15 protein-coding genes are annotated in these 16,907 nt (G+C 35.8%); all 15 read left to right on the top strand.

Features of this window, described 5'->3' with window-relative positions; all coding sequences use genetic code 11:
- The first annotated feature begins 99 nt into the window (after nucleotides 1-99).
- The 15 genes from ACHZC4_RS15480 (at nucleotide 100) to ACHZC4_RS15550 (ending at nucleotide 16,897) form a co-directional block, all read left to right on the top strand.
- A complete protein-coding gene (locus tag ACHZC4_RS15480) occupies nucleotides 100-1,560 on the top strand; it encodes a hypothetical protein (RefSeq protein WP_394754773.1) in 1,461 nt (486 codons plus the stop codon).
- Between the two features lie 389 nt (nucleotides 1,561-1,949).
- The gene (locus ACHZC4_RS15485; RefSeq protein WP_394754774.1) at nucleotides 1,950-2,909 is read left to right on the top strand and encodes a metallophosphoesterase; all 960 of its coding nucleotides are present in this window, start codon (nucleotides 1,950-1,952) and stop codon (nucleotides 2,907-2,909) included.
- A gap of 207 nt (nucleotides 2,910-3,116) precedes the next feature.
- Nucleotides 3,117-4,568: an N-6 DNA methylase gene (locus ACHZC4_RS15490; protein ID WP_394754775.1), complete on the top strand. Its 1,452-nt coding sequence runs from the start codon at nucleotides 3,117-3,119 to the stop codon at nucleotides 4,566-4,568.
- Nucleotides 4,565-5,812 (top strand): restriction endonuclease subunit S, encoded by a 1,248-nt coding sequence (locus tag ACHZC4_RS15495; RefSeq protein WP_394754776.1) that lies wholly within the window; start codon nucleotides 4,565-4,567, stop codon nucleotides 5,810-5,812. The genes ACHZC4_RS15490 and ACHZC4_RS15495 overlap by 4 nt, the downstream gene beginning before the upstream one ends.
- Nucleotides 5,813-5,816: 4 nt before the next feature.
- Complete coding sequence (gene hsdR / locus ACHZC4_RS15500) at nucleotides 5,817-8,207, top strand: EcoAI/FtnUII family type I restriction enzme subunit R (protein ID WP_394754777.1); 2,391 nt, start codon at nucleotides 5,817-5,819, stop codon at nucleotides 8,205-8,207.
- A gap of 526 nt (nucleotides 8,208-8,733) precedes the next feature.
- Nucleotides 8,734-8,988: a hypothetical protein gene (locus tag ACHZC4_RS15505; RefSeq protein WP_394754778.1), complete on the top strand. Its 255-nt coding sequence runs from the start codon at nucleotides 8,734-8,736 to the stop codon at nucleotides 8,986-8,988.
- A 2-nt stretch (nucleotides 8,989-8,990) separates the two neighbouring features.
- Nucleotides 8,991-9,539 (top strand): hypothetical protein, encoded by a 549-nt coding sequence (locus tag ACHZC4_RS15510; protein ID WP_394754779.1) that lies wholly within the window; start codon nucleotides 8,991-8,993, stop codon nucleotides 9,537-9,539.
- Complete coding sequence (locus ACHZC4_RS15515; RefSeq protein ID WP_394754780.1) at nucleotides 9,526-9,759, top strand: ABC-three component system middle component 6; 234 nt, start codon at nucleotides 9,526-9,528, stop codon at nucleotides 9,757-9,759. The genes ACHZC4_RS15510 and ACHZC4_RS15515 overlap by 14 nt, the downstream gene beginning before the upstream one ends.
- Nucleotides 9,746-11,443, top strand: coding sequence for a DUF2326 domain-containing protein (locus ACHZC4_RS15520; protein ID WP_394754781.1), 1,698 nt, complete (start codon nucleotides 9,746-9,748; stop codon nucleotides 11,441-11,443). Before ACHZC4_RS15515 ends, ACHZC4_RS15520 begins: the two co-directional genes overlap by 14 nt.
- A gap of 520 nt (nucleotides 11,444-11,963) precedes the next feature.
- Nucleotides 11,964-12,521 (top strand): recombinase family protein, encoded by a 558-nt coding sequence (locus tag ACHZC4_RS15525; protein ID WP_394754782.1) that lies wholly within the window; start codon nucleotides 11,964-11,966, stop codon nucleotides 12,519-12,521.
- Nucleotides 12,522-12,586: 65 nt separating this feature from the next.
- Nucleotides 12,587-13,051 (top strand): hypothetical protein, encoded by a 465-nt coding sequence (locus ACHZC4_RS15530; RefSeq protein WP_394754783.1) that lies wholly within the window; start codon nucleotides 12,587-12,589, stop codon nucleotides 13,049-13,051.
- A gap of 108 nt (nucleotides 13,052-13,159) precedes the next feature.
- Nucleotides 13,160-13,423, top strand: coding sequence for a hypothetical protein (locus tag ACHZC4_RS15535; protein WP_394754784.1), 264 nt, complete (start codon nucleotides 13,160-13,162; stop codon nucleotides 13,421-13,423).
- A 210-nt stretch (nucleotides 13,424-13,633) separates the two neighbouring features.
- Nucleotides 13,634-14,296 carry an N-formylglutamate amidohydrolase gene (locus ACHZC4_RS15540; RefSeq protein ID WP_394754785.1) on the top strand — a complete coding sequence of 221 codons (663 nt, stop codon included), beginning with the start codon at nucleotides 13,634-13,636 and terminating at the stop codon, nucleotides 14,294-14,296.
- A 130-nt stretch (nucleotides 14,297-14,426) separates the two neighbouring features.
- Nucleotides 14,427-15,242, top strand: a complete 816-nt coding sequence (locus ACHZC4_RS15545; protein ID WP_394754786.1) for a hypothetical protein — start codon at nucleotides 14,427-14,429, stop codon at nucleotides 15,240-15,242.
- 851 nt (nucleotides 15,243-16,093) lie between these two features.
- On the top strand, nucleotides 16,094-16,897 hold the full coding sequence (locus ACHZC4_RS15550; protein WP_394754787.1) for a DNA-binding protein: 804 nt from the start codon (nucleotides 16,094-16,096) through the stop codon (nucleotides 16,895-16,897).
- Nucleotides 16,898-16,907 lie beyond the last annotated feature (10 nt).

Here is a 16,907-nt window from a genome sequence, read left to right on the forward strand (position 1 = left end):
CATCAGTTCGCGTGAATTGCACTGACGTTTGTCGTTATCATAACTGAATGCATAGATAAATCCCGTGGAACTTTAGAGCCTTTTGTTGATTAGCACCCAATGATGTTTAACGAATATTTTAACCAGCCTTCGCGATGGTTTAATGGTATAGATGCAAATGGTAATCCTGACAAACAACAATGGAAACCTGACTTCATTATCATTGATGAAAACATTTTGGATAAAGACAAAGACAGGGTCGAAAACTATGGGAAGTTTGATTCACTCGACAAGATCATTCATGAGGTTAAAAATGGAGCAGATTTGGCTGACACTGTCATTAAATACCGTCAAGAGGTGTATCTTGATGACGATAAAAAAAACTTTGAAGACAAACCAATTACTTTCAAAAGTGCTGACCAATACACAAGGGATTATGACCAAAGAAAAACAATCCGCTTTTCACCCTTGCTGAGGCAGTTGGCAATGTTTGCAAAAACTAAAGATAAAAGCTTATTAAAAGGTATGCGGGTTGAAAATGGTAGCCTTGTTCAATCAGTGATTAAAGTTGAAGCGGGTCGCCATCAAAACATCCCAACACTTTATCTTGATGCTACTGCCAATAAAGAAATCGTTAACCATTTATTACCAAACGTTCAATTCTACTCGATTCAAGTTAAGGCCAAGTCTGATATTAATGTTTATCAACTGGCCAACACAACAATTTCACAAAAGACACTCAATGACCAAATACAGCGAAACCAACTTATCAATGGGCTGAAAAATTTAATAACCAATAAGGGTTACAGAAACATTGGTTTGATTAGCTATAAAAACATAAAAGGTATTTCAGGTAACTTTGCCAGCCATTTGGCAGGTGAACTTGGGATTAAGCTGTTTGGCCATTTTGGTCATCTTAGGGGGGTGAACAAATTCGATGAAGTTGATTGTTTAATTATTCTGGGGCGGTATTCCTTACCTCCAATAGCACTACAAGAATACACCTATGCTGTGTTCGGTCATTGCTTTGATAAAGATAATCATTATCAAGATAGATTGGTAAGAATGAAGGATGGTTCAGTTTCATCAATTAATACCTCCATCCATAATGATCCTGATGTACGGGCAATATATGACCATTTCTCTGTAAGCGAAACCAAACAGGCCATTGGTCGTGGGCGATTGATTTACGGAAAGTCAAAAGACATTTACTACCTTAGCAATGAGAGCATTGGGACTGATATTGAAATTACAGGATTTATCTACAAAGAGGATATTTTTTATAATCCGTTAATTACAGATGAAAATTGGGGCAAGCTAATTAAAACGGGTTTTATACGCGACAATCAGCCTGACCTGATTCAGTACCTTAATTTGAGTAAAAATATTCTACGAATAAATCGAAAGAATCTTGAATTTGATTTGATCGAAAAGGGCTTTGGATATTATTCAGTAAGCTTCACAGACAAAAATAGAAACCTTAGAAATTGGGCTTATTTTGTCAAAGACCAAGAAAAGCTTAAAATTTATTTGGTGGCTAAGGATATTATAAATCCTAAAATAGAATCAAAAGTATTGTAAGAAATCGCTTTATATAGTTAGTAATGCGTAGAGTAAGAGCATTATCTATAGTAATATTATATAGAATATAACACTAAACAACGAAACAACTTAATGTCTATCTTAATTAACATTATAGATTTAACTAATTAAGAAGCAATTCTTATTTTTTTATTTAATCTATTGAAAATATAATCATTATTGATTAATCAGTGAAACTGATATTTTATAGCATATTGTTTCTACGATCCTTTTTGGTAAAAATGTTCATAATCATGTTTTTCATTATACAAACAAATAAATATAGCGATTGCATTTATGAGTTGAATTTACCTTACTTTGAGTCATAGAGATAATGTACAGATTATGCTTAATGTAGAATCAAATCGCTGATAAGAAACAAGGAGAATATGAATTACGACATCATAGGTGACATTCACGGGCAAGCAGAAAAACTTGCCAACCTATTAAAAAAAATGGGTTATTGCAAAAACAACAATGGAGTGTGGTGTCATTCTGAACGACAAGTTGTTTTTTTAGGTGACTTCATTGATCGTGGACAACACCAATTGGCAACAGTGAAAATTGCCCGTGACATGGTGGATGCTGGAGCTGCTTTAGCCATATTAGGAAATCATGAACTCAATGCTATTGCATGGCATACACCTCATCCAAAAAGAGAAGGCGAATTTCTTCGTCCACGACCTCCTCACAAATCAGGTGATAAAAATCGTCACCAGCATGAAGCTTTTCTTAACGAAGTCGAACATCTGCCAGAGATACATAAAGACATCATCGACTGGTTTTTAACCTTACCGCTTTGGCTTGATCTGCCTGGAATTCGCGTTGTACATGCGTGTTGGCATCAGAAATACATGGATTGTCTAAAACCCTATCTTGCACCTGATTTCAGTGTTCCACGGGCATTGTTGTTTGACGTAACTAATGAGTCTGACAATTCAAAAGAAGAAAATGCCAAACCCTCACTGTTCGAAGCAGTAGAGACATTGTGCAAAGGTATAGAAGTAGAATTGCCTCCAGGACATTTTTTCCTCGACAAGGATGGCGTTAAAAGAACCCATACGCGTGTACGCTGGTGGGACAAGTCAGCTTTAACTTATCGTCAGGCTGCCATACTTCCTGATACAGAACGTGAAAAACTGCCAGATTCACTTATTCCAGAACATACCCGTATTAATTTTCCAGTTGATAAGCCCTTATTTTTTGGACACTACTGGATGACAGGCGAACCTTCTCTACTTTCCGAAAATGTTGCCTGTTTAGATTACAGCGCAGGAAAAGGTGGCTCACTGGTTGCCTACCGCTGGGATGGCGAAACAAAACTCGATAATTCAAAGTTTATTTTTTAGTAAACCAACGAAAAGTAAGCAAAAAATAGAGTATTATTCCTGCTCCCCTAAGGGTAATCTATTGCTTACAAAAAACCCCCTCATTTCAGAGCAGCAGCATTGGAATATCGCCAATACTTTACGCGGTACAATGAATAGCTTTGAATGTAGAAATAGCGTTCTAGGCTTTTATCTTCTGAATAATCAACATCACTAGGAAAAAATACCTTGTTCAAGCAAGTCTTTAAAAATATAGACGATATCCTGCATAAAGACGCGGGTTGTGGCAGTGAATTGGATTATGTCGAACAAACCTCTTGGGTCTTGTTTTTAAAGTATCTGGACGATTTAGAACGGGATAAAGCCACCGCTGCTGAACTGACAGGCAAGACCTACATTCCTATCATTGCGCCTGAATATCAATGGACTGTTTGGGCAGCGCCTAAATTAGAAAACAAAAATATCGACCACAACGCACTCACAGGCGATGATCTGGCTGATTTTGTCAACATTCAACTATTTCCCTACCTCAAAAAGTTTAAAACCTCTGCTGATAGTGCGGATACCATTGAATACAAGATTGGCGAAATTTTCTCGGAATTAAAAAACAGAATACACAGCGGTTACAATCTGCGAGAAGTCATCAACCGTATTGATGAATTGCGCTTTAGAACCCATGCAGAAAAGCACGAAATGAGCCATCTGTATGAAGACAAGATTAAAAACATGGGTAATGCAGGGCGCAACGGTGGCGAATATTACACGCCCCGCCCTTTGATTAAAACTATTGTTAAAGTCGTAGCACCCGAAATAGGTAACAAAATTTATGATGGTGCGGTGGGTTCAGCGGGTTTCTTGTGTGAAGCCTTTGAATACTTAAAGCACAGCAAAAAATTGACTACTGCTGATACGATCACCCTACAGAAAAATACTTTTTACGGTAAAGAGAAAAAATCATTAGCCTACATCATTGGCACGATGAATATGATTTTGCATGGTGTGGAAGCCCCCAATATTGTCCATACCAACACCCTTGCTGAAAACCTAGCGGATATACAGGAAAAAGACCGCTACGATATTGTATTGGCTAATCCGCCCTTTGGTGGCAAAGAACGTGCTGAGGTGCAACAAAACTTCCCCATTAAAACAGGTGAAACCGCGTCTCTGTTCTTACAGCATTTTATAAAGATAATGAAAGCAGGTGGCAAAGCAGGTGTTGTTATTAAAAACACCTTTTTGAGCAATACTGATAATGCGTCGATCAGTTTACGAAAATTGCTATTGGAAAAATGTAACCTGCATACTGTGTTAGATTTGCCAGGCGGTACTTTTACAGGGGCAGGTGTAAAAACGGTCGTGTTGTTTTTTGAAAAAGGCAGTGCCACCCAGGATGTGTGGTTTTATCAACTCAACTTAGCTAGAAATTTGGGCAAAACCAATGCGCTGAATGAAAAAGATTTGGCAGACTTTGTTGAGCTACAAAAAACCAAAGCAGAAAGCGAGAATTCTTGGAGCATCAACGTCAAAAACATTGACCCAATCACCTTTGATTTAAGCGCCAAAAACCCCAACAAAAAAGAAGAAACCGCCCTACGCCAACCGCATGAAATTTTAGCAGCTATGAAAGCCTTGGATGAAGAAAGGGAAGCTATTTTAAGCTCAATCTTGGAGCTGATATGAAACAGGGGTGGGAAACAAAAAAATTAGGTGAGGTTTTGACAATTGAACGTGGTGGTTCTCCAAGACCAATTGACAAATATATGACCACTTCTCCCGATGGAATAAATTGGATTAAAATTTCTGATGCCACTGTTTCCGATAAATTTATTTACGAAACAAAAGAAAAAATAACTCGTGATGGCTTACATAAAACAAGGATTGTAAATGAAGGAGACTTCATACTTTCTAATTCTATGAGCTTTGGTAGACCTTACATCATGAAAACAACAGGTTGTATTCATGACGGATGGCTTGTATTAAAAGAGAATGGCAAAAAAATATTTGAAACTGAATTTCTTTATTATTTATTGTCCTCTCCATTTGTTTTTCAACAATTTAATTCTAAGGCTGCTGGTTCAACTGTCCGTAATTTAAATATTGCCTTAGTAAGTTCTGTTAATGTTCCTATTCCCCCACTCCCTGAACAACAACGCATAGTAGCCATTTTAGATGAAGCTTTTGCAGCCATAGCCAAGGCAAAAGCCAATGCAGAACAAAATCTCAAAAATGCCAAAGAGCTTTTTGAGAGTTATTTGCAAACTGTGTTTTCAACTAAAGGGGAAGGTTGGGACGAACGAAGATTAGGGGAAAGTGATTTAATAGAAATAATTGATGGAGATAGGGGTAAAAACTATCCAACTCAAAAGGATTTTTTAGATAACGGATTTTGTCTTTTTATGAATACGAAAAACGTTAGACCAAATGGGTTTGAGTTTAATACAACAATGTTCATAAGTGAAGCAAAAGACAAAGCAATGGGGAAAGGCAAATTAAAAAGAAATGACGTTGTAATGACAACAAGGGGAACTATCGGAAATCTTGGTGTTTTCAATGATGAAGTTGAATATGAAAATATTCGTATCAATTCAGGAATGTTGATTTTTAGACCTAATCAAAAACAAATAACGTCTGAATATCTTTTTGAAATATTAAGGTCTGGAATTATAAAGGAACAAATTAAAAAGCATGTTTCAGGTGCAGCACAACCGCAGTTGCCAATTAAAACCCTTGTTAATTTTGAAATTCCAGTTCCTAAATTAATAAAAGAACAACAAACCATAGTCCAAAAACTCAATTCCCTGTCTGCCCAAACCCAAAAACTAGAAGCCATCTACCAACAACACATTAATGATTTAGAGGAATTGAAAAAATCAATTCTGCAAAAAGCATTTAATGGCGAATTGAAAACCACAACAGCGCACTAACCAGATGAACGAAGCAGAAACCAGAGCTGAACTTATAGACCCCCAGTTAAAAGCCTGTGGTTGGGGCGTTATTGAAGGCTCTAAAATCCTTCGTGAACATACCATTACCGTAGGAAGAATACAGGCAGGTGGTATTCGGGCTAAAAAACTAACTGCTGATTATGTACTGGTTTACAAAGGCATCAAGCTTGCAGTTGTAGAAGCCAAAAGCGATGAATTGGCTGTAGGCGAAGGGGTAGCACAAGCAAAACAGTATGCCCAAAAATTAGACTTACAAACCACGTATTCCAGCAACGGAAAAGAGATATACAGCATCTGTATGCTTACGTGTAAAGAAGGCTTGGTTGCCAATTACCTTACACCCGATGAGTTATGGAACAAAACCTTTGCTGTTCAAAATGAGTGGCGGGAGAAGTTTTCTGCTATTCCGTTTGAAGATAAAGGCGGTACCTGGCAATTGCGGTATTATCAGGAAATTGCAGTAAAAAACACCTTAGAAGCCATCGCCAACAACAAAGATCGTATTTTACTGACTTTAGCGACAGGTACAGGAAAAACCGCCATTGCTTTTCAAATAGCCTGGAAGCTATTCCAAACCCGCTGGAACTTAAAACGCGATGGCAGCAGAAGACCACGGATATTATTTTTAGCAGATAGAAATATCTTGGCTAACCAAGCCTTCAATTCGTTCTCTGCCTTTGCTGATGATGTGCTGGTGCGTATTAGCCCGAAAGAAATCAGCAAAAAAGGCAGTGTACCTACCAATGGCAGTATTTTCTTTACCATCTTCCAGACCTTTATGAGTGGTACTGATAAGGAAGGTAAACCCGCCCCTTACTTTGGTGCATATCCGCCAGACTACTTTGATTTCATCATCATAGACGAATGCCATCGAGGTGGTGCTAATGATGAAGGTAACTGGCGAGGAATATTAGACTATTTTTCACCAGCGGTTCAGTTGGGTTTAACTGCTACACCCAAACGTAAAGACAACGTAGACACTTACAAATATTTTGGTGAACCCGTTTATATCTATTCCCTTAAAGAAGGGATCAACGATGGTTTCCTTACGCCTTTTAAAGTAAAACGCATTCAAACCACGCTGGATGATTATATCTACACCAGCGATGATGACATCATTGAAGGCGAAGTTGAAGCAGGCAAGCGGTATATCGAAGCTGACTTCAATAAAATCATCGAAATAAAAGAAAGGGAGGCCAAGCGTGTCCAGATATTCATGGATGAGGCCAATCAGAACGAAAAGACCATTATTTTCTGTGCCACACAAGACCATGCAGCCATCATTCGTGATTTGGTGAATCAATACAAAAAATCCAAAGACCCGAATTATTGTGTGCGTGTCACCGCCAACGATGGCGAAATTGGCGAGCAATTCTTAAGGGAGTTTCAAGACAATGAAAATAGTATTCCCACCATTCTGACCACCTCACAAAAATTATCCACGGGTGTCGATGCGCTGAATATCCGCAACATTGTGTTATTGCGCCCCGTTAATTCTATAATCGAATTTAAACAAATTGTAGGCAGGGGCACGCGCTTATTTGAAGGCAAAGAGTTTTTTACCATTTACGATTTTGTTAATGCCTATCATAATTTTTCCGATCCTGAATGGGATGGTGAACCTGTAGAAGAAGAGTCTTGCGCCAAGTGTGGGCAAAATCCTTGTGACTGCGAAATCAAACCACCAAAGCCCTGCAAGCTATGCGATAAACAACCTTGTGAATGTGAAGAAACAGCACCGAAAACTTGCTCAAAATGCGAACAACAGCGTTGTGCATGCATAAAGAAAGTCAAAATAAAATTGAAAAATGGCAAAGAACTCGATATTCAAGCCATGATGTCAACATCATTTTGGAGTGCTAATGGTAAACCGATTTCAGCAGAAGAATTTTTAAATACCCTGTTTGGTGAATTGCCTAGCCTATTCAAGAGTGAAGCAGAATTAAGGACACTGTGGAGCAATCCCATGACCCGACGCATTTTGTTAGAGAAGCTAGACGAAGCGGGTTATGGAAAAGAAGAATTAGCCACGCTGCAACAACTCATTGATGCAGAAAAAAGCGACTTGTTTGATGTACTGGAATATGTCTTTAACAGTGATGTTAAGCCCATCACCAGAGAAGAACGGGTTGCAGCAGCGCAAGCCAATATCTTTGCTTTACTTAATGCCCAGCAAAAGGAATTTATTGATTTTGTATTGAGCAAATACATAGAAACAGGCGTGGAAGAACTGGATCAGGAAAAATTACCTATTTTGCTAACCAACAAATATCACTCGTTAGAAGATGCCAAGGACGTTTTAGGCAATGTTGCGAATATCAGTTCGTTGTTTATTGAATTTCAGAAATATTTATATTTAGAGATTGCTGCTTAATTGCACCGATAATAAATTGTTATTTTCAAGGCATTCGTAATTTATCAAAAAGGCTAAAGTCGAGATAAGAACCAGTTACATATTTTTTTTTGCTTGATTGGGTACGCAGATAAATAATGTATGATTTAGTGAGTAATTGAAAATTCGAACTCTTAAATCATGAGAATAAGGTTTCATTTTAATCTCCAAATTCTTGTTTACTACTGAACAATAAGGCAAGTAATGCAATTATAAGCTCAACAAGTTAGTAGCTAATTTAAATTGAAAACGCTGTATCTAGAAACATTATCTTGTATCGCTAATAATTGGCAATAGGAGCGGTTAGCTTCGGAAGGTGCTTTTGTATAGTTGTTATTACATTTGTTAATTTAACTTTTGTGAGTATGCTTTGCTTGGCAGAATAATGTTTCATTATAAGAAGCTAGCATACTGTAAGTATAGTTTTTAATATTTTAGTCGCCAACTAAATTTACTTTATAAATACTCCCTATTTACCAAGTTATAATCAAAAATTAAGGATCACCTCATGAATATAATAGTTTCTTTTCTATCCAATCCTATAGTAGGATTAATTGGTTATGTATTCTCATTTATTGCTGCATTAATAGCAATGAATCAGTTTTTAGAAAAATCTAAAGCGCAAAAAGAAGTAAGAGACTTAAAAATTGAAATCAAAAATTTTAAATCTAATACCTTGAATAAAAACAAAATTAAACAGGGTGATAAATCACAATATTTTCAAGAAAATTCAGGCCCGGTCGTTATTGATAATAGGGATTAAATATGACAAAAGGAGTTACATTTAATGGTAATACTGGCCCTATAACTGTTTTAAATAATACTGGAATTCCTCGCCCATCAATTCTTGGAAAGCTTATAGAAATAATTGCAATAGGCAGTTGTAATAATCTAAGCCTAAATAGAATCCCAGCTGATATTGAGGAAAAAATACATTTCAATAATCTATATAAATACAATTGGTTGATTAAGGAATTTATTTCCTCTTCACTGTTAATAGAAGAATCTATTCAGGAGTTAAATCAAACAATTTTAAATGGAAGCACAAAGTTAAAAAAGCAAATGAAGCTTTTTTATTTTAAAGCTCTAAATAAATTTTCTATAAATACTAGTCCAGTTGATTTAGATAAATTAAAATTACACTCAGATTCCATTGTTGAGGAAGTTATTTCTCTTACAATAAATTTTGTTAAGTCTTCAACTGATCTTAAAGATGGCTATTTTGAGGAGGACATTGAACAAGGCGTAGCTTTAATAATAAGCTATTCAATCATTGAATGCATAGTTTTGGAAAACCCTAATGATCACAATTGATTCTGACCCAAAGCTAAATCCAATAAATATTGGAGCTTTTATTTTGTTAAAAATGTCTAATAATGATTACAATGAAGTAGAAATTGACATGCTATATAAGAGTGTCAAAGATGAATTTAACGCTTCTTATGATATTTTTGTATACACACTTGATTGGCTGTTTATTGCTGGAGCAATTCAATTGAATGAAAAAGGATATATCAAACATGCAATTGCTTGAATTATCTATCTATAAAAACAAAAGTTTAGTTAGAAATATACATTTTAAAAAAGGACTTAATTTAATTATAAATTCAGCTTCAAGTTCAAATAAAACGGGAAATAGCGTTGGAAAATCTACCCTTTCTAGATTATTGGATTATATATTTCTATCTTCAGGTGAAGACATCTACACGGAACCAGAATTTAGTAAGGTTATACCTGAAGTTTACAGCTTTATATCCAATAATATAATTTATGTAGAACTTTATTTTAAAGGACACGATCAAAGAAATTATAAAATAGGGAGAACATTAACTACTAGTCCTAAGGATTCCGTATTTTATGTTGATGGCAAAATCTCAGAAAAAATTAATTATATTACATTAGTTTCAAAACAGATTTTTGGACAAACTTCAGAAAAGCCTTCTATACGGACAATTGCCCATAAATTCATAAGAAATACACATGAAAAAATGCAGAATACTACCAGATTTCTGCATAATACAACTAGACCAGATGTTTATGATCAACTCTATCTTTTTCTATTCGGATTCACTGGTCTTGAATTGCTACGAGATAAGGCATCATTGAATAATCAGATAAAAACTAAAAATAAACATTTGTCTGCATATAGAGCTCCTCATAGGGAAAGCGCGTTGCAAAAGATGATCAGCCCTCTAAAAGCAGAGGGAGCCTTGCTACAAAATAGAATTAATGATTTTGATTTTAAGGAAAGCCAAGAGACAGATGTTAAAGAGTTAGTAGATATTCAAAGAAGAATATCTGATTCAACAATAGAATATTCAAATATAAAAACTCGCTTAAACTACCTAGATAGGTCAATATTGAAATTAAGAGAAAATGCTTCAAGTGTTGATGGGCGAGAGTTGTCAGCAATTTATGAAGAGGCTGGGGTTGTTCTAAACGGAAATTTAAAGCGTTCTTACGAAGATTTACTGGTTTTTCATAATCAAGTTATTTCAAATAAAATTCATTTGTTAATTAGTGATTATGAAGAATATAGATTAGAAGAAAATAAAATTAAAAGGCGTCTCGATAAATTACATGAATTGGAGTCGGGTATTTTTAAGCATATTAAGGAACCAGACACTCTTAAATCAATTGGACAGATTTATAATGAGCTTTCTATAGTAAAGGAACAGATAGCTGGTATATCTACATTGCTTCATAAAATTGAGGATACCAAAGCTTTAATTGAATCACTCGAAAATAAGAAGAAAGAAATAATATTAGAAATATCTAGAAATACTCAAATTCTTGATGAAAATGTTGAGAAATTTAACGAATATTTTGGGGCTTTAAGTAAATACTTCTATGGTGATCGATATATCTTTGACCTTGAGTTTGATTCAGAGAAGGAAAAATGTCGTTTTGAAATTGTAAATTTAGCGCCAAATCCTACGGGCGGTAAAAAGAAAGGTGAATTAAGTGCATTTGATTTGGCCTATATTGAATTTATTAACTTCAAAAAATTGAAGAGGCCTACATTTATAGTTCATGATAGTATTGAAGATGTAGATGTTAATCAAGTATTTGATATATTTCAAAAGGCAAATCAATTAGAAGGACAATACATAGTTTCATTATTAAGTGATAAAATAGCTGGCTCCAAATTTTCTAATTTCAAAAAAGATTCTATTATCCTTGAGCTTTCAGAAGATGATAAGTTCTTTAAAATTTAATCTAAAAATTGAGAAGGTTATTAGTTAGCTTGGCTGTGGTATAAAATTTGGCAACATTATCCATTTGGATGTAATTATAACTTGCCTAGTTGTAATCAAATTTTGAAAATTACTATTTAGCACGAAAATAATTTTTTACTTTATAATTTATGCAAAATAAATGTGCGGACAGGTAAATAGGCAAGTAGACCCTGACTTAAAAATCAATTTTAAGTAACACGCACAAAATAATCTGGAGCAAGGTCATGCTTCGCCAAGCTCAGCAAGAAGAGGAAATTTTTTTTAGAACTACTCAATTTATTCGTGCACATTACTTAGATTACCTAATTAAATTGGTAAAGTCGCTACTGTGGTTGTAGTTTGGAAAATCTAATTCAATGCTACCAAGATATCTGTATAACTAGGCTACGCTCAAACTACACACCTTCAACCTAGACAAAAAGTGTGTAATTTAAGTTCTGTACTTGTTTTTTACACACTAGTATAATAACATCTTAAATTCTAATTATACAGGTGCAGGATGATTTTCAACTATTTGAGGGTTTCGACCATCGTCCAAAATACCGAGCGCCAATTATTAAATATTCACTGTGATCGGGAATATGTTGATAAGGCATCGGGCAAGGATATGAACCGCCAGAACTTCAAGCTGATGATGGACAATTTAAGGGCGGGCGATTTGGTTAATGTCCACTCACTCGACAGGGTTGGACGTAATACTGCTGATATTTTAGAATTGGTCAAACAGATCAAAGCGAAAGGTTGTTCAATCAAGTTCCACAAAGAAAACTTAAGCTTTGATGGTACACAGGCAGATTTATATTCTGACCTGATGCTAACCATTTTGGCTGCTTTCAGTCAATTTGAGAGGAATATCATCCTTGAGCGTCAACGGGAAGGCATTGCGATTGCTAAGGAAAAAGGCAAGTATAAGGGGCGTAAGGCTAAGTTGGACTCAGGACAGTTAGAGTCTATGAAAATTGATTTTAAAGAAGGTATGGAAAAGACTAAAATTGCTGAGAAATACGGTGTCACTCGTTCTTATGTTTACCAGTTGGTCAAAGAAGCGTCAGTTTAAAAAATCGAATGTAAATTTATTAGCAAATGGATAGCAATTTCAGCCTTTGATGAACAGAGAATTTAATGCCACAACTCATTGAATATATCGATGCCATAGCCCGTAAAAAACAGCGTGATGTGTTATACGTAACATTTACTCCAAAATATGCTTCAATTTTTTTCGACTTGATCGCTGGCTGTGACGACGATGTAAATGCCAGCGATGAGCGTAATAGTTACAGCTGGGAGGAAGACCCCATGCGTGAGAAGGTCTGCAAATGGCTTACCGAACATAATGTTACTTGGCGAGAATGTGATCATTTTGCCTCTGAGAATGGATGGTTTAGCTATGAAGGGCAAATTTATCTGGATGTACCGTACGATGAGAACGACCTCAAATATCAGTTGGTACGGAACTTTTTAGAGAATCCCGATGGCAGCATGTGTTTTGAATCGGTTACCCTTTGGCTAGTCCCCCTAGAACAAGCAATGGAAAACAAGCATCATGATGAATCTGGCTTTTGGCGAAAATGGGGAAAGAACTTCTAACGATAGTGCGAAGCTGATTTTTAGTGCCAGACTGTTTTATTCAAGGTTTTACGTTTGTGAATTTTAATTTTGATATGTCGTGAAACCATTATGGAGTTTTTATAAAAAATGAACGAGTCAACGTATTTAAAAGTTGGTGAAAAATGTGAACGCTGTGGTACCGAACGGGTTGAAATAACCCACGCCACACTTCAGAAAATGCAAGAATTGCGACCTAATATTCGTTCTATCCCATATAGTATTGTTAATGAGGGGAGAGATTTATATGCAATATGCCCATCTTGTGATGCTTATGCCCTTGGTGCTGATTTAGTTCAACCATTTCCTTTTAAAGATAAATTTGGCTCAATTAAAACAATTCGTGAATACTGATCGAACAAGACTTGAAAAAGCAGAAAACTAAACAATGAATCACAGAAGGGAAATCTTAGAACAAGTAGCATGAAGCTACTTGAAGAACAGTAAGTAATACATCGTAAGATGAACTTTCACAAATACATAATCAATAATTAATTAAAAACCATAGCAGAAATACACGACAAGGTTAGCCATTATGCCTAACCTTACCCGTAAGGAAACAGTATGATTTTACATATTCCCCACGCTGGAATTAATACATTAGGCAGAAATATTGAGAAATATGATATCGACGAATTAACCGATTGGTATACGGATAAATTATTCCATCACCAAGCTGCTGATTCTTTAATTCAAGATGTTTCCAGATTTGTGTGTGATGTTGAACGATTTCCTGATGATAAAGAATCAATGTTTCTGCTTGGCCAAGGTATCTGTTATACAAAAGGAACCAGAAATAATACTATTGAAGTTATTGATAAAGAATACATCATCAATATTATCTATAATAAATGGCACATCGAACTGAATAAAAAGGTAGCATTTTTACTCTGTTATTTTCCTATAGTGGTCGTTGTTGATTGTCATTCATTTGCAGATAAAGAGGGTTATCCTGATTTTTGTATAGGAACAACAGAGCAAACTCCAAAAGAATTAGTAGATTTAGTTCAAATATTTTTAATTGGTTCTGGATATGACGCAAGAATAAACTTTCCATATAGTGGTGCGATGATTCCAACAAATTATATTGGTAATAAAGATGTTATACCTATCATGATTGAAGTTAATAAAAAAATATATCTTAATAGTGAAAATTATTTTAATAACACTAAGAAGGTGATAAATAGTTTATTAGACGTAATTTCAAACTATGAAGATAAAGAATAACAATGGCAACTATAAAAGCGTTGGATATAAGGCATCACAATCATCCAGTTTTTCTATTGCTTAAATAATACCGTAGTAATAATATGCGGGTTTTTATTTTTAATTTTTTAATCGTTACAACTATCTAAAAATGAACAAAGTCAAAAGAGAAGAAACCAGAAAACATGAAGAAGCCCGTCGTGGGCTTTCTGACGATCAGATTGCAGCATTAAATTTAGAAGACGCCTTGAAAGCGAAGGTTCATGAACTGGCTTTAAGCATTCATGCTAAAAATTTTCATGAAGAATATGATTTAATCTATGACAGTTATGCGGATGTTCTTGATAGGCGTAAAGGAATAAATCCGATGAGCCAGGAATATATTGAACAAATCAGACAAAAGAGAAAAGCACTGGGCGTTTCGCAATTATCTGATGAAGGTTTAGCGGTATCTGAAGATACGTTTATTGTGTGTGAAAATGAGGCAAAGAAACAAATTTACGCTGACGTAACCCTTAAACGACCACCCGCTAAAACCTGTGTTTTTTGCGATAAGTCTCTGGAAGAAGTAGGTGGCAGACGTTTGGTTGCGCAAAGAATTAAAGGCGTTAAACTGTCTGCTGAGTGCATGGGGGGCGGTAATCCTGATTTCCCCTATAAATCAGTGAAGCTGTTTGACGACCTGAAGGCTTATGTCGTTGTTTGGGGAGAGAAAAGTTTATGGACAGAGTCAGCAGTCAACAAAGCAAAAAATGAATTTCTGACGGGACACCGTCCGTGGTTCTGTCAAATTTGTGGGGTGAGAGCTTGTATGCAATGTGGCTCACCCATAAACCACCCGTCTGGTTCGGATGTTTTATGCAGTGATGGAAATACTACTCATGCATCAATCCTTCCTTGTGACTGTGGTTGCATAAATCCGACTTGTAAGAAGTATCAGTCATTCAAATCTGAATCATCACAATAAGCGTATTACTGACTTGATGGTGAACTTCTATGTTCCCAACTCTAGGATATTTTGTAAATAGTCATTTCAAGTTGTTATCGCAATCTGTTTTTTCTGGGTGGTTAATAAATACGTTTTTGTAAGTTAAGATACTCTGTTACAATAGCTTGGATAATTAACAATAACTTATTGTATTTATTAACTTATTTATTTTGCTAGCTGTTCCTCTTCTCGGTACCAAAATTATAAAAATATCAGATAGTTAGGTCTGCTTACTTATAAGCATCCATGGAAAGTACATTTTATCCCTGGTTTTCTACTGTGACATCAATGTAACAGTTTACCTAACAGAATCTTAAGTCATAAATTACAATACAAACAACTAAACCTTGTCTAGTTTTTACTGGATCAAGGTTTTTTATTGCCTTGGGGTTTGGCGCAGTGGAACGCAAGCTGGGTCAGTGCCTTTGCTGATGCGTTTTTGAATCGCCCGCAGTAACCTAGAACACCAGACTTTCTTGCCCGCACAGAAAATTCAATAAAAATTCAATTGTTTATGACTGCTGAATCGCGTAGCGGTCGCGTAATTTATGTACGTTTCTAGACCTCAGTTTTAAATCTTCTGTTTACGTTCCGTTTTTATCCTTATAAATTCAAAAATCTTCCAAAGCAAAACACAAATCTAAAATACCTCGATTAGTTGATCTAATAATAGTTATATCAACTAATAATTTATTAAAATAAATTTATTAGTAATAAACAATTAAAATTATTATAATAACGTGTATTGTCATTTTTCGATGTCTCGCGCCTTGATTAATCAGCTATACCGCTATAAAAAACGATTTACAATTGACTGAAGAGAGTGCTTTATGCCAAAAATTACCGACACCTACGCCAATGCTTATGCCTGCTGTGATCAGGTGTTAATGGAAACAGGCAAATTTCCTACTATAGATGCCATAAAAACGCGCATTGGCGTGAATAGCCCTAACACTATCAACAACGCGATTAAAGCGTGGACGCAAGCTTTTGCCGAAAGGCAGCTAGATAAGCAATCGCGTCCTGATATTCCACCTTGTTTATTGGAGGGGGTTGAGCAAATATGGAAGCTAGCGGCTCTTGAAGCTGAAAAGATATACTCAGAAAAGGAGGTCGCGTTTAAAAATGCGCTGGCTGAGTCGCAAAAAACAATTGAACAACAACAAAAGGCATTGATGCAGTTGGGTGTCCAAGTTGAAGAGCTGCACGCAGACAATGGACAGTTGCGGACTAAAATTTGCAGTGCAGACGCATTGAATACTGAAATAACTCAAGAAAATAAATTACGACAAGAACAAATAGCAGCATTAGAAACTCAATTAATAAGCAAAGAAGCTCATTTTTTGGAGCAGGAAGCAAAATGGCAAGAGCGCCAAGAGCAAGATCAGCAATGGTTTGCCCGTCGGTTGCAGGAAGAAAAAACCTTTATTGAACAAAACTGGCGCGAAAAAAACCAGCGCCAACAAGAGGCCATTCAATCCTTAACGCTTTCGGAAGAATCTTTGCGCCAAACCTGCGTATCATTAAGTCGTGATCACAAAAAAGTAACCGAAGAGCTGAAAACACTGCAAAAAACAGTAGACAAAAAACGCAGGGGCGTTTTAAAAAATAAACGCTTTCCGAAAACTTTCTAAGTAGAATTGG

Source organism: Crenothrix sp., assembly GCF_043729335.1.
In the GTDB taxonomy this organism is placed as follows: Bacteria; Pseudomonadota; Gammaproteobacteria; order Methylococcales; family Methylomonadaceae; genus Crenothrix.

What these genes read in the sequence shown, in the direction of transcription:
- ACHZC4_RS15545 (WP_394754786.1), top strand. Translation starts at nt 14,427, where the DNA reads ATGAACAAAGTCAAAAGAGAAGAAACCAGAAAACATGAAGAAGCCCGT.
- ACHZC4_RS15510 (WP_394754779.1), top strand. Translation starts at nt 8,991, where the DNA reads ATGACAAAAGGAGTTACATTTAATGGTAATACTGGCCCTATAACTGTT.
- ACHZC4_RS15485 (WP_394754774.1), top strand. Translation starts at nt 1,950, where the DNA reads ATGAATTACGACATCATAGGTGACATTCACGGGCAAGCAGAAAAACTT.
- ACHZC4_RS15535 (WP_394754784.1), top strand. Translation starts at nt 13,160, where the DNA reads ATGAACGAGTCAACGTATTTAAAAGTTGGTGAAAAATGTGAACGCTGT.
- ACHZC4_RS15480 (WP_394754773.1), top strand. Translation starts at nt 100, where the DNA reads ATGATGTTTAACGAATATTTTAACCAGCCTTCGCGATGGTTTAATGGT.
- ACHZC4_RS15505 (WP_394754778.1), top strand. Translation starts at nt 8,734, where the DNA reads ATGAATATAATAGTTTCTTTTCTATCCAATCCTATAGTAGGATTAATT.
- ACHZC4_RS15520 (WP_394754781.1), top strand. Translation starts at nt 9,746, where the DNA reads ATGCAATTGCTTGAATTATCTATCTATAAAAACAAAAGTTTAGTTAGA.
- ACHZC4_RS15495 (WP_394754776.1), top strand. Translation starts at nt 4,565, where the DNA reads ATGAAACAGGGGTGGGAAACAAAAAAATTAGGTGAGGTTTTGACAATT.
- ACHZC4_RS15525 (WP_394754782.1), top strand. Translation starts at nt 11,964, where the DNA reads ATGATTTTCAACTATTTGAGGGTTTCGACCATCGTCCAAAATACCGAG.
- ACHZC4_RS15540 (WP_394754785.1), top strand. Translation starts at nt 13,634, where the DNA reads ATGATTTTACATATTCCCCACGCTGGAATTAATACATTAGGCAGAAAT.
- hsdR (WP_394754777.1), top strand. Translation starts at nt 5,817, where the DNA reads ATGAACGAAGCAGAAACCAGAGCTGAACTTATAGACCCCCAGTTAAAA.
- ACHZC4_RS15530 (WP_394754783.1), top strand. Translation starts at nt 12,587, where the DNA reads ATGCCACAACTCATTGAATATATCGATGCCATAGCCCGTAAAAAACAG.
- ACHZC4_RS15515 (WP_394754780.1), top strand. Translation starts at nt 9,526, where the DNA reads ATGATCACAATTGATTCTGACCCAAAGCTAAATCCAATAAATATTGGA.
- ACHZC4_RS15550 (WP_394754787.1), top strand. Translation starts at nt 16,094, where the DNA reads ATGCCAAAAATTACCGACACCTACGCCAATGCTTATGCCTGCTGTGAT.